This window comes from Lacimicrobium alkaliphilum, assembly GCF_002591895.1.
In the GTDB taxonomy this organism is placed as follows: Bacteria; Pseudomonadota; Gammaproteobacteria; order Enterobacterales; family Alteromonadaceae; genus Lacimicrobium; species Lacimicrobium alkaliphilum.
This window is the reverse complement of record NZ_NISX01000020.1, coordinates 51591-74242: the sequence shown is the minus strand read 5'-3', so window position 1 is coordinate 74242 and position 22652 is coordinate 51591. Positions and strand designations below refer to the sequence as shown.

Here is a 22652-nt window from a genome sequence, read left to right as displayed (position 1 = left end):
ATCAAAGTGGAATCCCGCCCTGGTCACTTATTGGGCATTTAGATGAAATCCTAAAGAGCTTATCCATAAATATCCCGGTAATTTTAAATAAAAAGTGGGCGTATCAAAATTAGCCCCAAAAACCCAAGCTTCATTGATAAAGTAAACTAACAGACTTGCCAGAAAATGTCCGTTTTTCGCTCAATGCTGTCTTACGAAGCTTATCCTGACGCTGCTCGGTGCCAATTTAAGACCGTCGAATCAATTCGTCTGAGCGGCAAGTATGGGTCTAATATGAAATACCGCACACTGAAAACCTATGAGAAATGACTCAGCCGTCCCTTGCTGTTTTCCCTATTTCCAGTAATTTCTCGTGAATTTCCCTAGCGACGTCTTCAGTAAAGAGGTACTCATTTACCATGAACTCATAGATAGAAGGCACGTACGAATCCTGATAAAAATAACTTTGCGGTGTAGCACCACGCTTGATTAGCTTCTCAGCATTTTTGAATTTTTCATTCCACACAGCAAACATCAGTGCAGTATATCCTGCCTTGTTTACGTGTTCGAGTTGAATGTTTTCGAAACCCAATAAGTAATCTAGAGTAGAGTCATGGTACGCTGCCATTTGAATTAGGTTGGTTCCCGCACTATTTTTCTGTGTCAGTACTTCAGGGTTTTGTCCGCATATCTTCTTTAAGATGTCTAAGCGCTCAAAGTCAATCGCGAAGAGAGCTTTCTCAATATCTGATACATTCATCTCTAGGATGTTAGGAGTGAAATCGATAACTTCTTTAGGCTTATAATCCTTAATGAATTCTAGCTTATTATCGACAACCCTATGAGGAGGGACGGTCAGCCGTAAGTGCTCGTAACCAGAATGATTTTTTACTTTGCCTGTAAAATCAAATTCTACGTTGTTGCAAGGGTCAATAAATCCCCTGTCTGCCTTGAAGACCGCACATCCCAATATTGGGCTAACTTGGCTATATATGCCGAACTCAGGTAGTTCGCTCATATAAACGTTTTGAGCCGCTATGTAATTTTCAGTGAATTCCATTATGGCACTCGCGAATTCATGCCCATGTGTACGAGCAATGGACTGATAGGAAAGGAAACGCTGTGCTTCTGAAGGAGTAGCTTCGAATGAGCGCTCAATAAATTTCAGTTGTTCTTGCGTGCGTCTATGGATGATTACAGGGAAATCATTCCATAATGTACGTTGTACAGAATCTAGGGGCGGGTCGATTAAGTTCACCTCATCAGGGGCGAGAAATTTTGCTTGTAGCTTCAAGGACATTAGAGCACAGGCCGCTATGAAGCAAATGACAAGCGGAGCCTTTCTATCGAAAAATTTAATGACCTTTAGTCTCCTGGACATTTTCCCTAAAGCTCTCGTAGTCGTGGAATCAAGAGGGGCAGACACGTTGATCCCAAAAAGTTCCACCCACTTACACTGTTCTTTACCTAACCTATCAAACTTCCCTGCTAATGTCTGCAATTCGGTCTGCCGTGGCTTTCCGCTGGGCTGCTCGGGAGTAAAAAGGGTCGTATCCAAGCTCTTTCAGCTCAGCTGCTGACTCTCGCCATAATGCCCGGCATGAATCGCTTCAATATCTATGGCATCAAAGCGGTATTCGGTATGGCAGTACTGGCAGTTGAGGCTGACAAAGCCTTCTTCAGCCACAATCTCCAGCAGGTTCTGTTTATCTACCGAGGCCAGGGCAGTGGCACTGCGTTGTTTTGAACAGCTGCACTTAAAGATCACCGGCTGTGGCGGATACAGCTCTACTTTTTGCTCGTGATAAAGGCGGTGCAGGATCTGCTCCGCAGGCAGGGTATACAGCTCATCGGCGGTGATGGTATCGGTCAGGTGCACCAGATGGTTAAAACTTTCCTGTTTGGGATCATTACCCGGTAAGACCTGTAGCAGCATGCCAGCCGCCTGTTGCTTGTTCGCATCGGCTTTGAGTATCACGCGGGTCAGTAATTGTTCTGACTGTTCAAAATAACGCTCCAGACATTCCGCCAGGCTGGGCTTGTCCAGCGCCACCAGCCCCTGATAACGTTCCCCTTCACTGGGCGTGATGGTGATGGCCAGTACACCTTTTGTTAACATGGCACTGAACTCATCGGGCACGTCGCCATCCCAGCGTGCTACCCCTCTGAGTTCCTGTTTATGGGTGCCGTTGATCACCGCATATTTCACCGGCCCGTCACTTTGTACCTGTACCGCAATATCCCCTTCAAACTTAAGGGTTGCAGTCAACAGTGACGTCGCCGCCATCAGCTCACCCAGCAAACGCTGCACCGGTTCTGGATAATTCTGACTTTCCAGCACCTGGGCATAGCTTTGCTGTAACTGCACCAGTTCACCACGCACGTTGTCGTTGCTGAACAGGTAACGGAATAGCTGATCACTGGCCTGATTCATGGTTTTGCTCTCTGTCTTATTATTGATGTTTTAATCTTATAATATCCCGGCGCTGTTTTTTATCCGGTTTATGGTCTGGTTTGGGGTTTAACAGCGCGCCGGCTTTGCGGGCTTCGGCATTGGCCTGGCGTCTGGCAATACTTTGTGCCGTTTCAGTGTAAAGTTGCTGTGCCAGAGCGGCGCTGCGGCGTTTGTCTGATAAATTCTCGACCACCACCTCACGAACATCATAGCCCTGTGGCACGCGGATAACAGCACCCAATTCAACCACTTTGCTGGGCTTGCAGCGCTGGTTGTTATATTGCACTTTACCGCTTTGCACCAGCTCTCTGGCCAGTGCCCGGGTTTTACAAAAACGGGCCGCCCACAGCCATTTATCCAGCCTGACTGCGGTCATTTGTGATTTTGTGTTCGATTCAGCCATGATCCGCTCTCCTTAACTGTAATTTTTTAGTAACCTGGAGGGATTAGAGTTGTGACCCTTTCGGCGACTGGCTATGATGGGCGGGATAGTTTAGCACAGTGATCAGCTATCGCTGTCAAGTATGCCCCGCACACATGGACGCGCAACTGATCGTAACCCTGGTAGTAATGTGATCGCCATTAACCATAATAATATTCAACAAATCGGACCCTGGCTGATAAGACACCAGGATACCGCCATTAAAATTGTGGTGGTATTGCTGAGCCTTTACCTTCTCGCGTTTGCCGCAGAACTGACCTGGAAACTGATCCCCGAACCTGACGCCACCAGCCAGCAGGTAGAAATGGTCAGCCGTACTCAGGCCGTTAATGCTGACAACAGCCTGGATATTGATAAGATTCAGCAGCTCCATCTGTTTGGCAAACCTCAGGCTGAGAGGCCCGTGCAGCGGGTGGTGGAAAATGCACCCCAGACAAACCTGAATCTGACACTAACAGGTCTGGTGGCCAGTGATATTCCCCGCCAGGGCGCGGCGATCATTGAGAACCGTAATCAACAGAATACCTACGGCGTCGGCGAAAAAGTGGACGGCACCAATGTTGTGGTTAAAGAGGTATTGATCGACCGTATTATTATCCAGAATGGCAGTCGTATGGAGACTCTGATGCTGGACGGCGTGGATTTTAAAAAAGGCCGGGCGGTCCTGACGCCAAGCAACCCGCAGCCTCAGCCACAACGCACATCACCCAGACAATTGTCTGAACAGGCAGTCAGTGCCACTCAGGAGCTGATGTCACAGCCAGCAAACTTTACCGATTATATTGCGATTTCTCAGCATATGGCGGAGGGAGAACTGAAAGGCTATCGGGTAAGCCCCGGTAAAAAACCGGCGTTATTTAATGCGGTTGGCCTGCAGGCAAATGATATTGTCACAGAAATAAACGGGCTGGATTTAACTGATATTCAGCAATCCATGGAAGCCATGTCCATGCTACGTGAAACGGATTCTCTGCAACTGACCGTTGACAGAGATGGGGAATTACTCACTCTGTATCTGGACCTTCCTGCGGATGATCTTCAATGATAAGGATTAGAACTATGCGCTGTGGTGTATTTAAGCGTTTTTCAATGGCTCTGATGGCGGGCTTTTTTGCCGTAGCGACCAGCCTCTCTGCGGCTGAGTACTCACCCAATTTCAAAGGCACGGATATTGACGAATTTATCAATATTGTGGGTAAGAATCTCCAGCGCACCATCATCGTTGACCCCAATGTGCGCGGCAAAATTACCGTGCGCAGCTACGATCTGCTCAGTGAAGAACAGTACTATCAGTTTTTCCTGAATGTGCTGCAGGTATATGGGTTTGCGGTGGTGGAAATGCCCAGCGGTATCCTGAAAGTGGTGCGCGACAAAGACGCAAAAACCTCTAATATCCCGGTCATCGAAGGTACCCCCTTTGACGGTGACGAAATGATCACCCGCGTGGTACCGGTCTACAATGTTTCCGTGCGCGAACTGGCACCTTTGCTTCGTCAGCTTAACGACCAGGCCGGTGGCGGCAATGTGGTCAGCTATGATCCTTCCAATGTGATGATGCTTACAGGCCGCGCTGCGGTGGTAAACCGCCTGGTGGAAATTATCGAACGGGTCGACAAAGCCGGCGATCAGGAAGTGGAGATTATCAAGCTCAAATATGCCTCGTCCTCTGAAATGGTGCGTATCGTAGAAAGCATCAATAAGTCACAGGGTGGTAAACCCACACCTGATTTACTGCAGCCCAGAGTAGTGGCAGATGACCGCACAAATAGTGTGATTGTCTCCGGCGACATTAAAGCCCGCAAACGCCTGATCAACCTTATTGAACGTCTGGATCGGGAGCTGGAAACCAGCGGCAATACTCGTGTGCATTATCTTAAATATGCCAAGGCGGAAGACCTGGTTAAAGTATTACAAGGCGTAAGTGCTGGTATCCAGGCCGAAGAAGGTTCAGCCGCCCCCAACCAGCGCCGTAGCAACAATACCCGTGATGTCAGTATCGATGCCCACAAAGACTCCAACGCGCTGGTCATCACCGCTGAGCCGGATATGATGCGTTCACTCGGTGAAGTGATTCGCCAGTTAGATATTCGCCGCGCGCAGGTGCAGGTGGAGGCCATCATTGTTGAGGTGTTTGAAGGTGACGGTACCCAGCTTGGTGTGCAGTGGGCCAGTGAAAATGGTGGCGGTCAGCAGTTTAATAACGGCACTGTACCCATTGGCGCTCTGGGTGTGGCCCTGCGTCAGGCCGAAGATAAAGAAGTGAATAAAACCATTTACAGTTCCAGTGGCGAACCAATTCGCACTACAGAAACGATTGAGGGGGATCTTAATGCCCTGGCCAACCTGCTCGGCGGCCTTAACGGTGCCATGTACGGTGTGGTTAAAGACGGCTGGGGGGCGGTCGTTCAGGCGGTCAGTACCGACACAAATTCTAATGTACTGGCCACCCCCCATCTGACCACCATGGATAACGAAGAGGCGTTTTTTATTGTTGGCCAGGAAGTGCCTATTATTACCGGTTCCTCCACAGGCTCAAATAATGAGAACCCCTTCCAGACAGTGGACCGCCAGGAAGTAGGTATCAAGCTTAAAGTCACCCCACAGATTAATGAAGGTAACGCCGTGCAGTTGCTGATAGAACAGGAAGTGTCCAGTGTCAGCGGCACAACCGGCGTGGATATTTCTATTAACAAACGGGAAATCAAAACCACAGTCATAGTGGATGACGGTGGCACAGTGGTGCTCGGTGGTCTGATAGACGAGGATATTCAGGAAAGCGTGTCTAAAGTGCCGCTGTTAGGTGATATTCCATTGCTGGGTCACTTATTCAAGTCGACTTCTTCCAGTAAGCGCAAGCGCAACCTGATGGTTTTTATCCGCCCCACAATTATTCGTGAGGGCGTGACCATGAATCAGATCAGTCACCAGAAATATAACTTTATGCGTGCCGAACAGCTTAAGCGCCAGGCCGATGGTGTGCCACTGATGCCTTTTGCAGAAACGCCAGTGTTACCGGAGTGGGATGATTCTCTGAGTCTGCCGCCCAGCTTCGATGAAACCATGAAAGAGAAAAAGGATAACAAAGAGCAGGGGCAAGAGGACTGATGTCAGATCAACACGTTTCACCAGAACAGATGGCTGCAGAGCCTGAAGCGACAGTGAGTGATCACAAACAGTTGTCTTTCGGGTTTGCCAAACGGCATAAAGTGCTGCTGGATACGCAGCCTGAACCGCCCGTGCTTTACCACACGGTGGAAACCTCATTTGAAATTTTCGCCGAGGTACGACGCTTTCTGGGAAGCAAATTTGAACTGCGGGAAATCCCCACGGAAAAATTTGAAGGCCTGCTGACTCAGGCGTTCCAGCGCGATTCTTCTGAAGCCAAACAGTTAATGGAAGATATCGGTAATGAAGGGGATCTTTTTGCTCTGGCCGAAGAGTTACCGGAAACCGAAGACTTGCTGGAAAGTGAAGGTGATGCCCCCATCATCAAGCTGATCAACGCCATGCTTGGCGAAGCCATTAAGGAAGGGGCCTCGGATATTCATATCGAAACCTTCGAGAAACGCCTGATTGTGCGGTTCAGGGTGGATGGGGTACTCAGAGAAATTCTGCGCCCGAACCGCAAAATGGCCTCGATGCTGGTTTCCCGCATCAAAGTTATGGCACGGCTGGATATTGCCGAAAAGCGTGTCCCCCAGGATGGCCGTATTACTCTGCGTATTGCCGGGCGCGCGGTAGACGTGCGTGTCAGTACTATGCCATCCAGTCATGGCGAGCGGGTGGTACTGCGTTTGCTGGATAAAAATACTGCCCACCTGAATCTGGCTGATTTAGGTATGACGGCGGATATTGGCGAGCACTTCTCAGCTCTTATCCGTAAGCCTCACGGTATTATTCTGGTTACCGGCCCAACGGGCTCGGGTAAAAGTACCACCTTGTACGCGGGCCTGACCGAAATAAACACCAAGGACAGAAATATTCTTACGGTGGAAGATCCTATCGAGTTTGACCTTGAAGGTATCGGCCAGACGCAGGTCAATACCCGCGTAGACATGACTTTCGCCCGGGGGCTTCGGGCCATACTCAGGCAGGATCCTGATGTGGTGATGGTGGGTGAGATACGGGATCTGGAAACTGCACAGATTGCGGTTCAGGCCAGTCTGACCGGGCACCTGGTGCTTTCGACCCTGCACACCAATACCGCGTCCGGGGCCATCACCCGCCTCGAAGACATGGGTATCGAGCCTTTTTTGCTCTCATCCAGCCTGCTGGCTGTGATTTCACAGCGTCTGGTACGTACTCTGTGTATGGAATGCCGGCAGCAGCATATTCCCTCCGAACAGGAGTGCGAAATTCTCGGTATTAAGGTTAAAAAGGCCACCGAGTATGCGATTTACACCCCCACCGGCTGTGCGGCCTGTAATCAGACCGGCTACCGGGGCAGAACCGGCATTCACGAATTGCTGATGGTAGATGAGAAAATTCGCGACATGATCCATAATGGCCATGGTGAGCAGGCCATAGAGAAGCATATCCGTAAGTCTGCACCGAGTATCCGCGATGACGGTTGCAGCAAAGTACTCAAGGGTCTGACTTCATTGGAGGAAGTATTGCGTGTTACCCGCGAAGACTAAGCTTTCAGAAACAATACCGGTATTCCCGGCTTTACTGCGTAAACGGAGCAGTAGCTGATGGGGGCCTTTGCCTATAAAGCCCTGGACAACAAGGGTCGCAATAAGTCCGGGGTAATCGAAGCTGACAACGCCCGTCAGGTGCGTCAGCAACTGCGTGAGCTGAGCCTGATTCCCCTCGACGTTGAACAGGTTACTCAAAAACACAAACAGCAGAATTCTGGATTACGGCTGTTTCAGCGCAGCATTTCCAGCTCTGATCTGGCCCTGTTAACACGCCAGATCGCCACCCTGATCGAGTCGGCTCTGCCCATTGAAGAAGCACTGCAGGCCGTAGCCGAACAATGTGAAAAACCGCGCCATAAGAATATGATGATGGCGGTTCGCAGCAAAGTGGTAGAAGGCCACGGTCTGGCCGATGCCATGGGCGAGTTTCCGCTGGTGTTTGATCAGCTCTACCGCGCCATGGTCGCAGCAGGAGAGAAATCAGGCCATCTGGATACGGTACTGAATCGCCTGGCAGATTACACCGAAAAGCGCAACCAGACCCGCAGTCAGATCATTCAGGCAATGATCTACCCGGCGCTGATGCTCACCGTCGCCTTGCTGGTGGTGATTGCCCTGCTGACCCAGGTGGTACCCAAAATCGTCGGTCAGTTCGATACCATGGGGCAGGAACTTCCGATGATTACCAGGGTCATGATTGCTATCAGTGAATGGCTGCAAAGCTATGTGTTGATTTTAGGTGTGGTGATACTGGTGCTGGCCGTTGTTGTCCAGCGATTGTTGCAGGTGCCGCGAATAAAGCTTGGCTTTCACCGAATGCTGCTGGGCTTGCCAGTATTAGGTAAGGTGTCTCGTGGCCTGAATACGGCGCGGTTTGCCCGTACGCTGAGTATTCTGACATCCAGTGCCGTTCCGTTGCTGGAAAGCATGCGTATCGCTGCACAGGTATTGGAAAACCTGCATATCCGCAACCTGATCCTCGACGCTTCAGAGCGGGTGAAAGAAGGTTCAAGCCTGCGTGCAGCACTGGAAAAAACCCGCATGTTTCCCCCCATGATGATGCATATGATTGCGTCGGGGGAGCGTAGCGGCGAGTTGCAGCAAATGCTGACACGGGCAGCAGACAATCAGGATCGTGAATTTGAGACTCTGGTCAGCGTCACGCTCAAAGTGTTTGAGCCTGTGCTGATCGTGAGCATGGCGGCCATTGTGATGTTTATCGTAATGGCGATATTACAACCAATTCTTGCATTAAACTCTATGGTGAATCTCTGATGAAACATAACAAATCTGGTTCGGATCGGGCCATTCGGCAACCGGCTAAACACCATCGTGGTTTTACCCTCATTGAAGTCATGGTGGTCTTGCTGATTATCGGCATGATGGCCGCATTTGTCGCACCGGCTATTTTGGGAAATCAGGAGTCAGCCGAGCTTAAAAAGGCAGCCATCGATATCCAGCAACTGGAAAGCGCAATTCAGATGTACCGCGTTCGTACCGGCACTTTCCCAACCACAGAACAGGGGCTGGAGGCGTTGGTTAACGCTCCGACCATGGAGCCTGTGCCCCGCAATTACCCTGCTGATGGCATCATCCAGCGTCTGCCCAAAGATCCCTGGGGCAATGACTATTACCTTCTCAGCCCCGGAGAGATGGGCACCTTCGATGTGTACTCGGCAGGGCCAGACAGGCAATCCGGCAGCGATGACGATATTGGCAACTGGAATCTGGAAGAATATCTCTGAGGAGTAACCCATGAGCTCCCTTCAGAGCGGGCGTAATACAGGATTTACCCTGCTGGAGGTGATGCTGGTATTGCTGTTGATGGGCCTGGTGGTTGGCACCGTCAGCTTTACCAGCCTCAGCAGCAGCAAGGAAGCTGAACTGGAAGAACAGGCCTGGCGTTTTCAGGTGGTCGTCAATATGGTGTCTGACTATGCAGTGCTGAATCAGGCGCAAATCGGCCTGCGTATTGAAACCGCTGAAGCCGAAGAAAATGGCTATTACTTCGTGACCCTGAATGAAGAGCAAAAGTGGCAACGATTTGAACCCGAGCGACTGTTTAGCCCCGTGCAACTCGATGAGCACTTTTCCCTTGAGCTGCAACTTGAAGATTTGCCGTGGCAGCAGGAAGACAGCCTGTTTGATACCCGTGTGTTTGATGAGTCCTTGTCAGTCAGTGAAGACAGTGTGGAAATTGGTGACGAAGAGGAACAACTGCCGCCGCCACAGATTCTGATTCTGTCCAGCGGCGAGATCACCCCCTTCAGCCTTACCTTCAGCTTTGAACCCTCTTTTGGTAACGAGGCGCCGGTTCATTTTCAGGTCATGGCAGAGGATATGCCGCCTCTGACCATCAGCGAGCCGCTGGATTCCCTATGAAATCCATGGGTATGACCTTACTGGAAGTGATGGTGGCATTGCTGATATTTGCCATTACCGGCACTGCTGTGATGAAGGCAGCCAGTGAGCACCTGAACAATATTACTGTGATCGAAGACGTGACTTTTGCCACCTGGGTGGCAAATAACCGGCTTGCCCGAATGCAGCTGGAAGGGCGCTGGCCACCGCAGAACAATGCCAAAGGCACTGAGGAGCTGGCCGACCGCACCTGGCACTGGCGGCAAGTGGTCACCGAGACTACAGATAAAGATATGCGCTCAGTGGAAATAGAAGTTCGCCTGCAAGCCAGTGATACCGATGCGGTAACTTCAGTAGCCACCTTTGTCACCAGGCTTAAAGGGAGTGAAGATGAAGCGTTGTAACGCCTTCACTCTGCTGGAAATACTGATCGCCATGGCCATATTCAGTATGATCGGCCTGGCCTCTCACTCTGTGCTGATGACCGTACTGGACAGTGACAAAATTTCTACTGAACGTTCTGCTCATCTACAGGCATTGCAACGTGCCATGCTGTTTCTGGAGCGGGATTTAATGCAGGCCGTGGCGCGCCCGGTGAGGATCAATGGTGAATCGAGTGACCAGGTGCTGCAGGGCGGAGCTAATCTGCTGGAAAGTACCGCCGATGGCCTGGCTTTGGTGCGCAGCGGCTGGCACAACCCGCAACTGATGCTGCCGCGCAGCACCTTACAGGCAGTCGGCTATCGACTCTATGACGGCCAATTGCAACGGCTGTATGGTAACTATCCTGACAACATCATTGGCTTCGAGCCAAAAATTAAAACACTGCTTGAGGATATTGAAGATTTCCAGGTGTTGTTTGTGGCCAACCGCAATCAACCCTCCAGAGAGTTAGAGTGGAACGACAGTTATCAGGGTACCGTGCTACCAAAGGCTATTGCGATAGAGATCCAGAGTCAGCATTTTGGCCTCATACGGCGGGAATTCCTGCTCACCAGCACAGGGGGCGAGAATGCACCGGAATAAGGGCGTAGCCCTGCTGTTGGTATTGCTGATTGTTGCCTTTGTCAGCATTATCGCTACGCAGATGGGCAGCAAGCTGCAGTTGCAGGCATCCCGCGCTATTAATATTAAAGATAATAATCAGGCTCAGTGGTACGCCATGGGCGCTGAGCAATATGCCCGCAAGGCCATTGCTCAGCTGGTTGAGGAAGCCGATGGCGTGATCCACTTAGAGCAACCCTGGGCAGCCGAAGATATTACCTTTCCTTTGCCCGGAGGCGGACTGGAAGTTCGCCTTAGGGATCTGCAGAGCTGTTTTAATATTAATGCCCTTCAGTCTGAAGAAAAAGCCACCCCCGAACCCTTAGCAGATGCGTTTAAACGGCTTTTGCAGGCACGAAGTCTGGAGATTCCCTCCTATGAAGCCGATGTATTTGGGGATTCTGTTATGGACTGGCTGGATACGGATGACCGGATCCGCCCCTTTGGCGCAGAAGACAGCGATTATGAAGCCAAACTGCCGCCTTATTTGCCCGCCAATAACCTGATGGTATCGGCTTCAGAATTACGCATGGTACACGGTGCAAAGCGGGAGTGGTTAACATCCTTACTGGACTGGATCTGCGTATTACCCAATGACACCACATTTAAGCTTAACGTGAACACACTAAAAGAAGAGCAGGCCCCATTGCTACACGCCTTACTGGGTAATGGTATCAGCCTGCAGGATGTGAGTGGTATTCTGGCTTCTCGCAAGCCTGAAGGCTTTGAAGAAGTGGCTGATTTCCTGACACTACCTGAGATCACAGCCCTGCAACTGACAGAAGCGCAACGTGACTGGTTTGATGTCAGCACAGATTATTTTATGTTGTACAGTAAAGCCAGTTACAATGATGCCAGTTTCAGTATGAGGTCCATATTGAAGGTCAATGACGACAATAGTGTAACCGTCACCTATCGCGAGTTTGGAGGGTTCTGATGAGCGAACAACTGATAATCCGATTAGGATCTACCCGACTCGATCCCATTCAGTGGCTGGTCTATTCAACCTCTGAAGACGATATTATTGCCTCTGGTGAGCTGGCAGATGCCAGCCACCTGCAAAGCCTCAGGGAACGGGCTGCCGGACGCCCCATTACCGCTCTGGCACCCACCAGTGACATTTTGCTGCAATGGGTAACCTTACCTCCCAGAGGTGGCCAGAAGGCGATAGCCGCAATTCCATTTATGCTTGAAGATGAACTCAGCACCGACATTGACCGTCAGTTATTCGCCACCGGCCCCCGCCAGGGTAACCAGCAGGCTGTCGCCGTGGTGGCAAAACAAAAAGTTCAGGACTGGCTGGGTAGCCTTGAGCAAGCCGGGCTCTATTGCGACAAACTGCTTCCCGATATTCTTGCCCTGCCGGAATCAGATAATCAATGGTCGCTGTTACAAATAGGCGAACATCTTTTGTTACGTCAGGACCAATGGAAAGGGATCCAGGGAGAAAGTGAATGGTTACTTTCGGCCATTTCCCATTATGCCAAACAGCAAACTGACGCCATCACCATTGCGAATTACTCAGATCTTGAGTTGCCATCACTGCCGAATATCGATATCTCGACCCAGCAACTGGACCTGCCCATGAAGGTGCTGGCCACCGGCGCGCTGGGATGTTCTTTTAATCTGCTGCAGGGAGAATTCAGGCCCAGAAAGCAAACACAGGGAAACTGGCAAAAATGGCGGCTGGCGGCGGTACTGGCGGCTATCGCACTTACCACCAGCCTGATCGACACCGGTATTCAGGCCCAACGACTGGCCAGTGAGCGGGAGCAACTGGAGCAGCAGATTCGTGCCGAGTTCAAACGCGCGATGCCGGAAGTGACCCGCATTGTGAACGAAAAGTCTCAGATGAAACAGAAACTCAGGGAGCTACAGCAGGGCGGCTCAGGCGCATCAATGCTGGCGATGCTATCACAGCTCAGCGACGCCTTTGCGCAAAGCCGGCTACGGCCACAGACTTTAAGATTCGACAGCGCCAGAGCTGAGCTGCGGATGCAGGCGGAGGCTGAAAGCTTTGAGGCCCTTGAACAATTCCGCAGACTGGCTGAAACCCAGGGCTTCAGTGTTCAGCAGGGCGCCATCAACAATACCGACGATCAGGTCATCAGTTCGTTGTCCATAAGGAGTTAAGGTGAATCCGATAACGCAAAAATTCAGACAACTCTCTGAACGGGAACAACGCCTGGTTGTGTTAGTGGCCAGTTTTATGGCCATATTGTTATTCTATCTGTTGGTATGGGCGCCGCTGAATCAGTCTGTACAACGGAATCAGACAGCCATAGAGAGTCAGAAGGAATTACTCAGCTGGGTAGAGCAAAACGCTAACCGCATCATTCAGCTCAGGCAAAGTGGTAATGTGGCCTCCCGATTTAACGGCTCGCTAACCCAGGCCGTTAATCTCAGCGCCAACCAGAATGGTATTATGATCACCCGCATGCAACCTCAGGGTGACAAGCTGCAGGTATGGGTAGACGAAGCCGAATTCAACAAGGTTCTCACCTGGCTTGAGGCCATCGAAAATCAGGGAATAGTGATTCAGGATGCGGATTTCAGCGAAAGCAGTACTCCGGGCATAATCCGTATCCGCCGATTACAATTAAGCAAATCATGAAGCGCCAAACCTTAATAGTCCTGGTACTGGGCCTGTGCGCCTATGTTGTTTTTCTTATTGCCAAACTACCGGCTGAACAGCTTGTGGCACGGGTCGACCTGCCTGACAACCTGAAGGTACAGAATGTCAGCGGCACGCTGTGGCAGGGGCAGATAGAACAGATGAGCATTCAGGGCATTCCCATACGCCGGTTAGAATGGCAGCTCAGCCCCTGGGGTCTGCTGACCGGCAAGGCGGTGCTGGATCTGCAGGCGGGCAATATACGCAATCCCGAAGAATTGTCGCTGACCGGCGAGGTCAGCCTGTCAAAGGATGCCGTTGGGGCCAGGGATCTGATGATATATGTACCGGCAGACCTGATCATCGCACAGCTGCCACTGCCGCTACCGGTTAATGCCCGCGGGCGCTTTAAAGTGAATCTGCAGGAACTCGATTATGCACGCCAGTGCCAGTCTCTCGAGGGAACCGGGCAATGGCTCAATGCGGAAGTCGCCGGTGCCCAGGGCTATATTCCACTGGGTAATTTTGATGCCGGTTTAAGTTGCAGGGATAACGCGGTGCTGGTAAGCATTGAAGAGCCAAATAGTTTCGGCCTCAGTGCCGAGGCCGCCATTTCTCCCGAGTTGAATATCCGCGTTAATGGTCGCTTCAGACCTTCGCAGGATTTGCCACAGGAAGTGCATGAGGCAGCACGGCTGTTTGGCCAGCCCGATGACCAGGGCTACTTCCAGATACGGCTCTGATCTTTGCTGTGGATGTGCATCACAACACGAACTTAGTTGCCCGATGCACTGGCACTGCTGTGAATATCATCCAGCAGGTAGCGGTAATCCTGAACCGACACAAATTCATCAATCTCTCGTACCGGTAACTTTGAATCCGGGTTCTGCACCGCCAATAAATGAGCAATACCAAATTCCTGTGCGGCATGCAGTATATTCAGACTGTCATCCACAAAGAGGGTTCGGGCGGGCTCAAACCCCAGGCGTTGCTGCAATTTCTGCCACAATAATTGGGATTCTTTGGTAACACCAAACTCATGGGTAGAGATCAGGGTGTCGATGTGCTGATCCAGCTGGGTGCGCTCAACCTTGAGTGAAAGACTCTGTGGGTGGGCATTGGTTACCAGAATGACCTCTTTGCCGGTTTCCCGCAGCGCATCGAGAAAGGGCAACGTGTCTTCGCGCATACTGATCAGGTGCTGGATCTCCCGCTTGGCAGCGACAATATCCATCTGCAGCTTGTCCGCCCAGTAATCAAGACAATACCAGTCAATGGTGCCCGTCACTCTGGCGTATTCGCCACGCATATACTCCCGGGCCTGTTCCGGAGTCAGGCCGTCGCGCTCGGCGAGCTTGGCCGGCACATACTCCTGCCAGAAGTGATTGTCAAAATGCAAATCCAGCAAGGTACCATCCATATCCAGCAAAACGGTGTCGATTTCCTTCCAGGGCAACATAGGCAATGACTCTTATAAGCGTTATAGTACTTGGTACAAGTACTATAACGCTCCAGGTACATGAGTAAAGTCGTCACAGATAAAGTTCTTCCCCGGATCCATGATGCAACGGTGGTGGCCGAAAGCCGGTTGTTTCACATTGAGAAGCTGGATCTGGAATTTTCCAATGGCGCAAGACGTGAGTTTGAGCGCATGCGGGGTTCGGGTCGTGGTGCCGTAATGCTGGTACCGTTTCTCGATGCAGACACCCTGCTGCTGGTCAGAGAGTACGCCGCCGGCACACATTCATACCAGCTTGGATTTCCAAAAGGCCTGATTGACCCGGGCGAAGACGCATTACAGGCAGGTAACCGGGAACTGATGGAAGAGGTAGGCTATGGCGCCCATAAACTCCATCCTCTGCATAAAGTCAGTATGGCGCCCGCCTTTTTCAATGCCAGCATGGATATACTGATTGCCGAAGATTTATACCCACAACGCTTACCTGGCGACGAACCCGAACCCCTCGACGTGGTACCCTGGAACGTAACGAACCTGGACAGCCTGCTGCAAAGGCCCGACTTTACCGAAGCTCGCAGCATTTCTGCCCTGTTGCTGGTTGAACGCTGGTTGAGGAATAACAGGTAAATGACAACAAAGGAAAATATCCGCTTACTTGAACTGGCTAAGAAAGCCGCCAGAGAGGCTGGCCGGGTGGCGCTGCGCCTGTACGACACCGAAGATTATGAACACTTCGAAAAAGCCGATGACTCCCCTGTTACCACCGCCGACTACCGTGCCAATGAAATCATTACCTCGTTACTGAGCAGCGAATCACCGGATATCCCGATTATTTCGGAAGAGCAGAATAATGGGCTACTGAACGATCGTGGCCACTGGCAGCGCTACTGGTTGATTGACCCTATTGATGGCACTCAGGAATTTGTGGCCCGTAGCGGTGACTTCGCGATTAATATTGCCCTGATTGAAGACAACCAGCCGGTTATTGGTGTGATTTACTGGCCTGCGGGTGATTCCATGTATTATGCCAGCAAAGGCAGGGGCGCTTTTAAAGAAACCCCGAAGGAAGACAAAGCCATCAGTGTCAGGCGACTGGAGGATCCAAAAGACGGCGTGGTGGTGATTGCCATCAGCCGACGCCAGGCCAGAGACAAAGTCATGTCAAAAATGAATGACAAGCGCATCTATCAGACCTTGCCGTTAGGCAGTTGCTCACTCAAAGCCTGCTTTATCGCTGAAGGAAAGGCCGATGTATTCTTAAGAATAGGTACAACCGGAGAGTGGGATACCGGCGCTTCACAGTGCATTGTCAGCGAAGCCGGTGGCACAATACTCGCCGCTAATTTTGAACCCCTTACTTATAACAAACGTAACACCTTGATTAACCCTGACTTTGTTGTATTGGGCGACCCTAACGTTGACTGGAGGGACGTGGTACAACACCAACAACCAGAGGACAAAGATGAAAATTATTAGCTTACTGAGCCTGCTGTTACTCTCTGCTTCCGCTTCTGCGGCCTGGCAACTGGATCAGGATCAATCCAGCATCAGTTTTCTGTCTACCAAGAATGACCAGGTGACTGAGATCAGTCATTTCAGATCTTTTAGTGGCAGTCTCAGCGAAGAAGGCGCACTGAAGGTGGCCATTGACCTGCCATCAGTGGATACAAAGATTGAGATTCGTGATACCCGCATACAGGAACATCTGTTTAAGCTTTTTCCCAAAGCCCGACTGAGTGCGAAGGTCCCTCAATCAGTATTGTCGATGGCCTCCGGTGAGACTCAGCAAGTGGAGATTGAAGGGAGTCTGGAGCTGAATACGAAAACCAAAACCCTGCCAATGTTGGTACAGATAAGCCGACTGAAGAATGGCGCCTTTGTTGCCACCAGCGTCCAACCGGTACTGATCAGCGCGATTGAGTTTGGCCTGACTGATGGCATCAAAAAACTCAGAGAAATCGCCGGGCTGGACAGTATTGATCTCATCGTGCCGGTTAGTTTTAATGTGGTATTTTCCGGCTAGTCGTAGTGCTCTTTAGGCACAATATTTACCGTTTCATAGAGTTCAGAGTACACCAGCAGCACTTCACCCTGTTTTAGCTGCTGATGTATCTGAGCCACTTTCTCCGCCAGACTGACTTCCTGCTCCCCGTAATCTGTACCTTCTCTGAGTACAAATGACTCAATAATCTGCTCCAGGGTATCCTGTTGTAATTCGCTGATGGGAATGATCATGCCGGTACCGCCTGGTTTTCGGTTAAGAAAGACAAAACCCGCTGATGGGTCCATATTACGGGTTGCCAGGGCGTGCCCTGCATAAATCCTACATGGCCCCCCTTGCGGCTCAGTTCCAGCCTGACATCGGCGGATAACTCGCTGGCCTGAGGGATCACAGACGCATTCATAAAAGGGTCATCGGCAGCGTGCAATACCAGAGTGGGGGTCTGAATATGGCGTAAATAACGGATTGCACTGCATTGAAGATAATAGTCATCGGCATCTTCGAAACCATGCAGTGGTGCTGTCACATACTGATCGAAATCCCTGAAGCATTTAAAACTACTGACTCTTTTTGCATCAATGTCGAGCAGCCCCGAATAATCCAGTTGCTGCATTTTGCCCAATAATCTGTTGCGCATGCTGTTGAGTAAGTAGCGCTGATAAACCTGAGAGAAACCACGGCCAATGCTGGAAGCACATTCGGCCAGCTTCAGCGGAGGAGAAATCGCCACGGCACCCTTTATCCACCGTTGATGGATATTTTCGCCGAGCAGTTTCAGCAGCATATTGGCGCCAAGAGAAAAACCAACGGCATAACGGTGTAAATGAGGATAGCGGCGCTGTAATTTTTCCAGCAGATAAATGGCGTCTTCGGTATCTCCTGAATGATACGCTCTGGGAGTAAGGTTTGGCCGGTTGCCACATCCGCGGAAATGCATTACCACCGTTTGCCAGCCCTTCTTGTGTAAAAAGGCTGCCATATCATTAGCATAGTGTGAACGTACCGAGCCCTCTAGGCCATGAAAGCAAACCACCAGCCCTTTGGTATCAGGTTGTTGTGGGGTCCAGGCCAGTTCTACAAAGTCTCCGTCCGGCAGGTCAAGCTGTTCCCAGCGCAGATCGATCTGCGCTCTGCGCTGGATAAACCTCGGCCACAGCGTCTGAATATGGCGGTTCAGTGCCCACCACGGAGGGGAAAACTCACTTTCGGTAATCTGGCCAAACGGGGCCTTGCTCACTGCGACACTCACTGTTGATTTAATGATGTTGCAGATTGGACTACAGCAACGGTCAGATCACAAGCCTATTTGAAACCGTTCAGCCCTCGCTGGTATTGTGCAAAAACAGATACAAGTAATACAGGCAAATAGCAACCGTAACTCCCAGGCCCAGCAGAGCCCCCCACACCACAGGATCGTTCAGAATAAGCGCTAACATGATTCACTCCTGATTAATTCGCTCAGGATCAGAATACCCCCGCGTCAGAAGAAAAGATTTGATGCCGGTCAATAAACCAGCTTATTTAGCAGTGCCCGCACTGTGTCTGTGGGCGCCAATTGTAGTTGCCGGACATAACGCTGGGTATTCTGTTCGTCCTGCTCAGTAAACGACATAGAATTAGCCGCCAGTATAAGGGCCTGTTGCTGATGTTTTTCCAGTTCAAGTTCAGCCTGTTTAAGTTGTGAATAAACCTGCTGATTTACTCCTTTCGCGGCACGGCGAACCTCACGCATTGACGTGAACAGAGTGGCTGTCTGGTCACAGATCTGTATAAGGCTGGCCATCTGCTGATCACTCAGCCCCTGACCGCTCTTTTCGAGGTATATGCAGAACAATAACAGATTAATATTCAGGCCATACTCATCCTGCAACAGCAGTAGTGTCTGCTGCCAGTCAGGATACACCTTCAGACTGAAAGTCCAGAACTCACTGGCACTGAGCATCAAACTCAAACTCCTGCTGCATCTGTTCCAGTTGTTCCTGAGTCTCCAGCCATTGTGCTTCAGTGTCTTCGAGGGTCTGTTTAAGACGGGCCTGCTCATCCAGCAACGTTTTCAGTTCCTGCTTGTGCTGCTCCTCGTACAGACGGGTATCCAGCATTTGCTGTTCAATATCCTTCAGCCTGATATGTAATTTATCCATTTCCCCTTCCTGTCGGGTCAGGGCCTTGCGCAGCGGCTGCGTTTTTTGCCGGAACTCGGCCTCAAGCCGCTTTATCGCCTTACGGTCATTCTTTGGTTTCTGTTCTGGCCTGTTCTCATCGCCTTCCGCTGCTTCACTCATCAACCACTGGCGGTAATCCTGCAAGTCACCGGCAAAGGGTTGCACCTGCGCACTATCCACCAGATAGAATTCATCACACACCGCCTCGAGTAGAAAACGATCGTGGGATACCAGTACCATCGCACCTTCAAACCCTTGCAGGGCGATATTCAGAGCATGGCGCATATCCAGATCAAGATGGTTAGTAGGCTCATCCAACAACAACAGATTCGGCTTCTGGTAAACCAGCAGGGCCAGCACTAACCTGGCCTTCTCACCGCCTGACATAGGCGCCACCTTGCCCAGCGCAGCATCACCATGAAAACCGAAACCGCCCAGAAAATCCCGCAGTGACTGTTCGGTGGCTTTGCTATCCAGCCGCTGCAGGTGCTGCAAGGGTGAATCATCCATGTGCAGGTATTCCAGTTGATGCTGTGCGAAGTAACCTATGCGCAGACCTGCCGATGTCTGATATTCACCCGCCAGCGGCCGAAGCTCTTCGGCCAGCAATTTAATCAACGTGGATTTCCCGGCACCATTTCGCCCCAAAAGACCAATACGACTGCCCGGCACCAGATTCAGCTGCAACTGCTGCAAAATCACGGTGTCGGCATAACCGACTTTCACCTGTTCCATCGACACCAGGGGATTGGGCAATTTGGGAGGATGAAAAAATTCAAAAGAAAAACCGCTCTGATAATGGGCGGGAGCCAGTTTTTCCATCTTTTCCAGTTGTTTGATACGGCTCTGTGCCTGTTTAGCTTTAGAGGCCTTGGCCCGGAAGCGGTCAATAAAAGACTGCAGATGCGCCGCCTGCTGTTGCTGTTTACGATATTGCAGATCCTGCAGGCGCAGACGCTCGGCCCGCTGCTGTTCGAAAGCCGAGTAATTACCTTTGTAACTGATTAGCTGTTGCTGTTCGATGGCGATAATTTCACCCACGGTCGCGTCGAGGAAAGCTTTGTCATGGGAAATCAATATCAATGTGCCCGGATATCGGACAAGAAAACGCTCCAGCCAGATAACCGCATCGAGATCCAGGTGATTGGTGGGTTCATCGAGTAACATCAGATCGGACTGACATAATAAAGCCTGCGCCAGATTAAGACGCATTCGCCAGCCCCCGGAAAAATGACTGACAGGCTCACTGATCTGCTGCTGAGAAAACCCCAGCCCGGCCAGAATAGTGGCGGCTCTGGCCTCCACCTGATAGCCCCCAGCCTGCTCCAGTTGCTGATGCAGGGTGGCCATCCGCTCCCCCTGATGATTCTGCTCAGCCTGTTGCAGCTGTGCCTGAATTTCTCTGAGGCGCTGATCACCGTCAATCACATAATCCAGAGCCGGACGCGAAGAAGCCGTTGTCTCCTGTGCTACCGTCGCAATCTGCCATTGTCTGGGCACCTCACAGATACCGGTATCCGCCTGCAACCGCCCCCTGAGCAAGGCAAATAAGCTGGACTTTCCGCAGCCATTGGGGCCCACCAGGCCAACTTTATGGCCGGGATAAATGCTGGCGCTGGCGTCTTCCAGTAACGCCTTGGCACCACGCATCAGACTAAGTTCGGATATCTGGATCATATCGATTTGGCTCTTACTTCAAGGGCGGGTATCATAACATCTCTATTCAAACAGCTAATTACCATGTCAGAAAAAACCCGCAAACGCTTTATCGCCGGGGCCGTGTGCCCTGAATGCCAGACGATGGACACCCTGATGGTGTACCTGCAAAACAATATTGAGCATGTGGAGTGTGTCAGTTGCGGTTTCAGCAAGTCCAGAGCCGATGACAAGGTAGAGGCAGCAAAACGCTCAAGCGGAAACGTGATTGGGGTATTTAAACCCTGATAGTGGCAACCACTAACATCACCAACAACTAACTATCTCTCGCAGAGGCGCAAAGACGCAGGGGTTGTAGTGTCGAAAGCGGATACATGGATGTATTGTCTCGCGAACCTAAGGATGGAATTCATTCGACAAATATTCTGGAGCAGTCCAATAAATTGGACCCTACATGATATTGCGNTGTATTGTCTCGCGAACCTAAGGATGGAATTCATTCGACAAATATTCTGGAGCAGTCCAATAAATTGGACCCTACATGATATTGCGCTTCTCTGTGCCCTCTGTGGCTCTGTGGTGAATTTCTTTTTGAGCGAACACCAGTTCAGATCAATAATGGGGCGGCGGGGTTTCGTCTTCCTCACTGGCAAGGTTGGATGGCTGCAGGTCTTTAAGCTTGTTGACGACATGGTTCATCTTAAAGGTTAACTTATCCAGTTGTTGTTGTTGCTCAGCTAACGCATTACTCAAGGTCTCTATTGTATCTTCCTGATGAGCCACTTTGGTTTGCAAGGCTTCAATATCCTGCTCGAACTGATTTTGCATTCTGCTCACCCTGATTAATTATTGTTGAATATAGTGGTCTTCAGTAGCCCCAGATTTCAGCCAGGCCACTGCTGCTGGCGGACAATACTCTGTTATTGGGTAGAAACGCAACATCATACACCACAGCACTTTGTGGTTGGCGACCCGCACGGGGCGCCACACGCCAATCTTCAACTTCATCGCCGGTACTCGCATTCCATAAGTTCAGTGCTCTTCCTGGTGAACCGGTAAGCAAGTACTTACCATCATCTGAAAACCGGGCGGCAGAAAAGATCTTCTGGCGCTGCAGATAGCTGAGCTGACTGAGTTGTTCTCCGGTGGTCAAATCCCAGATTCTGGCATTGTTTTTACTGTCAGCGGTGAAGGCCAGTCTGCCCTTTCTGTCCAGTGCCACCTTCGTTACCCGACTCGGATGTGAAAAGCTGTACACCACCTGCCCACTGCGCGTGTCCCACAAATAGGCGATGTAGTCACTGCTACCGGTCAGTGCATAGCGACCATTTGGTGACAACGCCACCGAGTTTATCTTTTCCTGATGACCAAGAAATTCCAGACGCCGCCCCGTTGCAGGCTCGAAATACATCACCTGGCCATTGCTTCGCCCCACCAGTATGCTGCTGCCCCCCTCAGAAACCGCGATGTCACGGATACGTGATTCATCAATGCGCCAGAACCCTACGGGGTCGCCGCTGGCCATACTCCAGAGTGCGAATGCATCATGATCGGCGGTGGCAACAAACTCCGAATCCGCTGAGATGGCGATAGTGGCTACCAGGTTATTGCCCTCTCCCTGATGTCGCCATTGATAACGCAGAGTGTTTTCCTTTACATCCCAGACCTCTACACCATTTTCTACTGTTGAGACCACGGCCACCTCACCATTAATTGACAGAGCCGCAGCTAACGCGCCGCCTGGGGCAAAAGCATAACTCTGCAAAGGAGAACTGCCGGGAACAGAGCAGGCTGACAAAATCAGTACTGCCAGAATAACGGGCCACAAATTTCGCATG

The 22652-nt window shown here is 51.0% G+C and carries 26 protein-coding genes; 16 read left to right on the top strand and 10 right to left on the bottom strand.

The genetic code is table 11. The features are described from left to right. Positions 1–310: 310 nt before the first annotated feature. The 3 genes from CDA54_RS16690 to hslR are packed head-to-tail and all read right to left on the bottom strand — an operon-like array spanning position 311 to position 2837. Positions 311–1537 (bottom strand): ankyrin repeat domain-containing protein, encoded by a 1227-nt coding sequence (locus tag CDA54_RS16690; protein WP_099036178.1) that lies wholly within the window; start codon positions 1535–1537, stop codon positions 311–313. A gap of 6 nt (positions 1538–1543) precedes the next feature. Next, positions 1544–2413, bottom strand: coding sequence for an Hsp33 family molecular chaperone HslO (gene hslO / locus CDA54_RS16685; protein WP_099036177.1), 870 nt, complete (start codon positions 2411–2413; stop codon positions 1544–1546). 19 nt (positions 2414–2432) lie between these two features. Further along, the gene (gene hslR / locus CDA54_RS16680) at positions 2433–2837 is read right to left on the bottom strand and encodes a ribosome-associated heat shock protein Hsp15 (RefSeq protein ID WP_099036176.1); all 405 of its coding nucleotides are present in this window, start codon (positions 2835–2837) and stop codon (positions 2433–2435) included. Between the two features lie 121 nt (positions 2838–2958). Between hslR and gspC the strand changes: the two genes are divergently transcribed. The 12 genes from gspC to CDA54_RS16620 are packed head-to-tail and all read left to right on the top strand — an operon-like array spanning position 2959 to position 14278. Continuing rightward, positions 2959–3921, top strand: a complete 963-nt coding sequence (gspC, locus tag CDA54_RS16675) for a type II secretion system protein GspC (RefSeq protein WP_099036175.1) — start codon at positions 2959–2961, stop codon at positions 3919–3921. A gap of 44 nt (positions 3922–3965) precedes the next feature. Further along, positions 3966–5981 carry a type II secretion system secretin GspD gene (gene gspD, locus CDA54_RS16670; RefSeq protein WP_180237260.1) on the top strand — a complete coding sequence of 672 codons (2016 nt, stop codon included), beginning with the start codon at positions 3966–3968 and terminating at the stop codon, positions 5979–5981. A gap of 29 nt (positions 5982–6010) precedes the next feature. Beyond that, positions 6011–7513, top strand: a complete 1503-nt coding sequence (gene gspE / locus CDA54_RS16665) for a type II secretion system ATPase GspE (protein WP_229748201.1) — start codon at positions 6011–6013, stop codon at positions 7511–7513. A 57-nt stretch (positions 7514–7570) separates the two neighbouring features. Beyond that, positions 7571–8791: a type II secretion system inner membrane protein GspF gene (gene gspF / locus CDA54_RS16660; protein WP_099036172.1), complete on the top strand. Its 1221-nt coding sequence runs from the start codon at positions 7571–7573 to the stop codon at positions 8789–8791. Next, on the top strand, positions 8791–9261 hold the full coding sequence (gene gspG, locus CDA54_RS16655; RefSeq protein ID WP_099036171.1) for a type II secretion system major pseudopilin GspG: 471 nt from the start codon (positions 8791–8793) through the stop codon (positions 9259–9261). The genes gspF and gspG overlap by 1 nt, the downstream gene beginning before the upstream one ends. Positions 9262–9271: 10 nt before the next feature. Beyond that, complete coding sequence (gspH, locus tag CDA54_RS16650; protein WP_099036170.1) at positions 9272–9898, top strand: type II secretion system minor pseudopilin GspH; 627 nt, start codon at positions 9272–9274, stop codon at positions 9896–9898. Then, on the top strand, positions 9895–10281 hold the full coding sequence (gspI, locus tag CDA54_RS16645; protein ID WP_229748196.1) for a type II secretion system minor pseudopilin GspI: 387 nt from the start codon (positions 9895–9897) through the stop codon (positions 10279–10281). The genes gspH and gspI overlap by 4 nt, the downstream gene beginning before the upstream one ends. Next, positions 10268–10903 carry a type II secretion system minor pseudopilin GspJ gene (gene gspJ, locus CDA54_RS16640; protein ID WP_099036169.1) on the top strand — a complete coding sequence of 212 codons (636 nt, stop codon included), beginning with the start codon at positions 10268–10270 and terminating at the stop codon, positions 10901–10903. Before gspI ends, gspJ begins: the two co-directional genes overlap by 14 nt. Continuing rightward, positions 10890–11858, top strand: a complete 969-nt coding sequence (gene gspK / locus CDA54_RS16635; RefSeq protein WP_099036168.1) for a type II secretion system minor pseudopilin GspK — start codon at positions 10890–10892, stop codon at positions 11856–11858. Before gspJ ends, gspK begins: the two co-directional genes overlap by 14 nt. Further along, on the top strand, positions 11858–13054 hold the full coding sequence (gene gspL, locus CDA54_RS16630; protein WP_099036167.1) for a type II secretion system protein GspL: 1197 nt from the start codon (positions 11858–11860) through the stop codon (positions 13052–13054). The genes gspK and gspL overlap by 1 nt, the downstream gene beginning before the upstream one ends. A 1-nt stretch (position 13055) precedes the next feature. Continuing rightward, complete coding sequence (gene gspM, locus CDA54_RS16625; protein ID WP_099036166.1) at positions 13056–13535, top strand: type II secretion system protein GspM; 480 nt, start codon at positions 13056–13058, stop codon at positions 13533–13535. Next, a complete protein-coding gene (locus CDA54_RS16620; protein WP_099036165.1) occupies positions 13532–14278 on the top strand; it encodes a type II secretion system protein N in 747 nt (248 codons plus the stop codon). Before gspM ends, CDA54_RS16620 begins: the two co-directional genes overlap by 4 nt. Positions 14279–14310: 32 nt before the next feature. Here the strand turns inward: CDA54_RS16620 and yrfG are convergent, their stop codons facing one another. Continuing rightward, positions 14311–15000 carry a GMP/IMP nucleotidase gene (yrfG, locus tag CDA54_RS16615; RefSeq protein ID WP_099036164.1) on the bottom strand — a complete coding sequence of 230 codons (690 nt, stop codon included), beginning with the start codon at positions 14998–15000 and terminating at the stop codon, positions 14311–14313. Between the two features lie 54 nt (positions 15001–15054). On the opposite strand from yrfG, the gene nudE reads away from it, so the two are divergent. From nudE to CDA54_RS16600, 3 genes are read left to right on the top strand one after another with little or no spacing between them, the layout of a single operon-like run. Then, the gene (gene nudE / locus CDA54_RS16610) at positions 15055–15621 is read left to right on the top strand and encodes an ADP compounds hydrolase NudE (RefSeq protein ID WP_099036163.1); all 567 of its coding nucleotides are present in this window, start codon (positions 15055–15057) and stop codon (positions 15619–15621) included. Beyond that, a complete protein-coding gene (gene cysQ / locus CDA54_RS16605; RefSeq protein WP_099036162.1) occupies positions 15622–16470 on the top strand; it encodes a 3'(2'),5'-bisphosphate nucleotidase CysQ in 849 nt (282 codons plus the stop codon). Next, the gene (locus tag CDA54_RS16600) at positions 16457–17017 is read left to right on the top strand and encodes a YceI family protein (protein WP_099036161.1); all 561 of its coding nucleotides are present in this window, start codon (positions 16457–16459) and stop codon (positions 17015–17017) included. The genes cysQ and CDA54_RS16600 overlap by 14 nt, the downstream gene beginning before the upstream one ends. Here the strand turns inward: CDA54_RS16600 and CDA54_RS16595 are convergent. The 4 genes from CDA54_RS16595 to CDA54_RS16580 form a co-directional block, all read right to left on the bottom strand. Next, complete coding sequence (locus tag CDA54_RS16595) at positions 17014–17229, bottom strand: YheU family protein (RefSeq protein WP_099036160.1); 216 nt, start codon at positions 17227–17229, stop codon at positions 17014–17016. The two genes, CDA54_RS16600 and CDA54_RS16595, sit on opposite strands and share 4 nt — an antisense overlap. Beyond that, positions 17226–18233 carry a hydrolase gene (locus CDA54_RS16590; RefSeq protein WP_229748197.1) on the bottom strand — a complete coding sequence of 336 codons (1008 nt, stop codon included), beginning with the start codon at positions 18231–18233 and terminating at the stop codon, positions 17226–17228. The genes CDA54_RS16595 and CDA54_RS16590 overlap by 4 nt, the downstream gene beginning before the upstream one ends. A gap of 267 nt (positions 18234–18500) precedes the next feature. After that, entirely contained in the window at positions 18501–18938 is a 438-nt protein-coding gene (locus CDA54_RS16585) for a TIGR02444 family protein (protein ID WP_180237258.1), read from the bottom strand. After that, the gene (locus CDA54_RS16580) at positions 18922–20835 is read right to left on the bottom strand and encodes an ATP-binding cassette domain-containing protein (protein ID WP_099036157.1); all 1914 of its coding nucleotides are present in this window, start codon (positions 20833–20835) and stop codon (positions 18922–18924) included. The genes CDA54_RS16585 and CDA54_RS16580 overlap by 17 nt, the downstream gene beginning before the upstream one ends. Before the next feature lie 63 nt (positions 20836–20898). Between CDA54_RS16580 and CDA54_RS16575 the strand changes: the two genes are divergently transcribed. After that, the gene (locus tag CDA54_RS16575; protein WP_099036156.1) at positions 20899–21102 is read left to right on the top strand and encodes a YheV family putative zinc ribbon protein; all 204 of its coding nucleotides are present in this window, start codon (positions 20899–20901) and stop codon (positions 21100–21102) included. Positions 21103–21426: 324 nt separating this feature from the next. Here the strand turns inward: CDA54_RS16575 and CDA54_RS16570 are convergent, their stop codons facing one another. Further along, positions 21427–21642, bottom strand: a complete 216-nt coding sequence (locus tag CDA54_RS16570; protein ID WP_099036155.1) for a SlyX family protein — start codon at positions 21640–21642, stop codon at positions 21427–21429. Between the two features lie 40 nt (positions 21643–21682). Continuing rightward, complete coding sequence (locus CDA54_RS16565; RefSeq protein WP_099036154.1) at positions 21683–22651, bottom strand: WD40 repeat domain-containing protein; 969 nt, start codon at positions 22649–22651, stop codon at positions 21683–21685. Between the last annotated feature and the right edge of the window lies 1 nt (position 22652).

Bases quoted from the DNA above. Each gene is read 5' to 3' on its own strand.
- hslR (WP_099036176.1), bottom strand. From the start codon at position 2,837: ATGGCTGAATCGAACACAAAATCACAAATGACCGCAGTCAGGCTGGAT.
- CDA54_RS16580 (WP_099036157.1), bottom strand. From the start codon at position 20,835: ATGATCCAGATATCCGAACTTAGTCTGATGCGTGGTGCCAAGGCGTTA.
- CDA54_RS16575 (WP_099036156.1), top strand. From the start codon at position 20,899: ATGTCAGAAAAAACCCGCAAACGCTTTATCGCCGGGGCCGTGTGCCCT.
- CDA54_RS16565 (WP_099036154.1), bottom strand. From the start codon at position 22,651: ATGCGAAATTTGTGGCCCGTTATTCTGGCAGTACTGATTTTGTCAGCC.
- cysQ (WP_099036162.1), top strand. From the start codon at position 15,622: ATGACAACAAAGGAAAATATCCGCTTACTTGAACTGGCTAAGAAAGCC.
- CDA54_RS16600 (WP_099036161.1), top strand. From the start codon at position 16,457: ATGAAAATTATTAGCTTACTGAGCCTGCTGTTACTCTCTGCTTCCGCT.
- gspI (WP_229748196.1), top strand. From the start codon at position 9,895: ATGAAATCCATGGGTATGACCTTACTGGAAGTGATGGTGGCATTGCTG.
- gspH (WP_099036170.1), top strand. From the start codon at position 9,272: ATGAGCTCCCTTCAGAGCGGGCGTAATACAGGATTTACCCTGCTGGAG.
- CDA54_RS16585 (WP_180237258.1), bottom strand. From the start codon at position 18,938: ATGCTCAGTGCCAGTGAGTTCTGGACTTTCAGTCTGAAGGTGTATCCT.
- gspJ (WP_099036169.1), top strand. From the start codon at position 10,268: ATGAAGCGTTGTAACGCCTTCACTCTGCTGGAAATACTGATCGCCATG.
- gspL (WP_099036167.1), top strand. From the start codon at position 11,858: ATGAGCGAACAACTGATAATCCGATTAGGATCTACCCGACTCGATCCC.
- CDA54_RS16570 (WP_099036155.1), bottom strand. From the start codon at position 21,642: ATGCAAAATCAGTTCGAGCAGGATATTGAAGCCTTGCAAACCAAAGTG.
- gspE (WP_229748201.1), top strand. From the start codon at position 6,011: ATGGCTGCAGAGCCTGAAGCGACAGTGAGTGATCACAAACAGTTGTCT.
- gspK (WP_099036168.1), top strand. From the start codon at position 10,890: ATGCACCGGAATAAGGGCGTAGCCCTGCTGTTGGTATTGCTGATTGTT.
- CDA54_RS16620 (WP_099036165.1), top strand. From the start codon at position 13,532: ATGAAGCGCCAAACCTTAATAGTCCTGGTACTGGGCCTGTGCGCCTAT.
- hslO (WP_099036177.1), bottom strand. From the start codon at position 2,413: ATGAATCAGGCCAGTGATCAGCTATTCCGTTACCTGTTCAGCAACGAC.
- gspF (WP_099036172.1), top strand. From the start codon at position 7,571: ATGGGGGCCTTTGCCTATAAAGCCCTGGACAACAAGGGTCGCAATAAG.
- nudE (WP_099036163.1), top strand. From the start codon at position 15,055: ATGAGTAAAGTCGTCACAGATAAAGTTCTTCCCCGGATCCATGATGCA.
- gspD (WP_180237260.1), top strand. From the start codon at position 3,966: ATGGCTCTGATGGCGGGCTTTTTTGCCGTAGCGACCAGCCTCTCTGCG.
- CDA54_RS16595 (WP_099036160.1), bottom strand. From the start codon at position 17,229: ATGATCATTCCCATCAGCGAATTACAACAGGATACCCTGGAGCAGATT.
- gspC (WP_099036175.1), top strand. From the start codon at position 2,959: ATGCCCCGCACACATGGACGCGCAACTGATCGTAACCCTGGTAGTAAT.
- gspG (WP_099036171.1), top strand. From the start codon at position 8,791: ATGAAACATAACAAATCTGGTTCGGATCGGGCCATTCGGCAACCGGCT.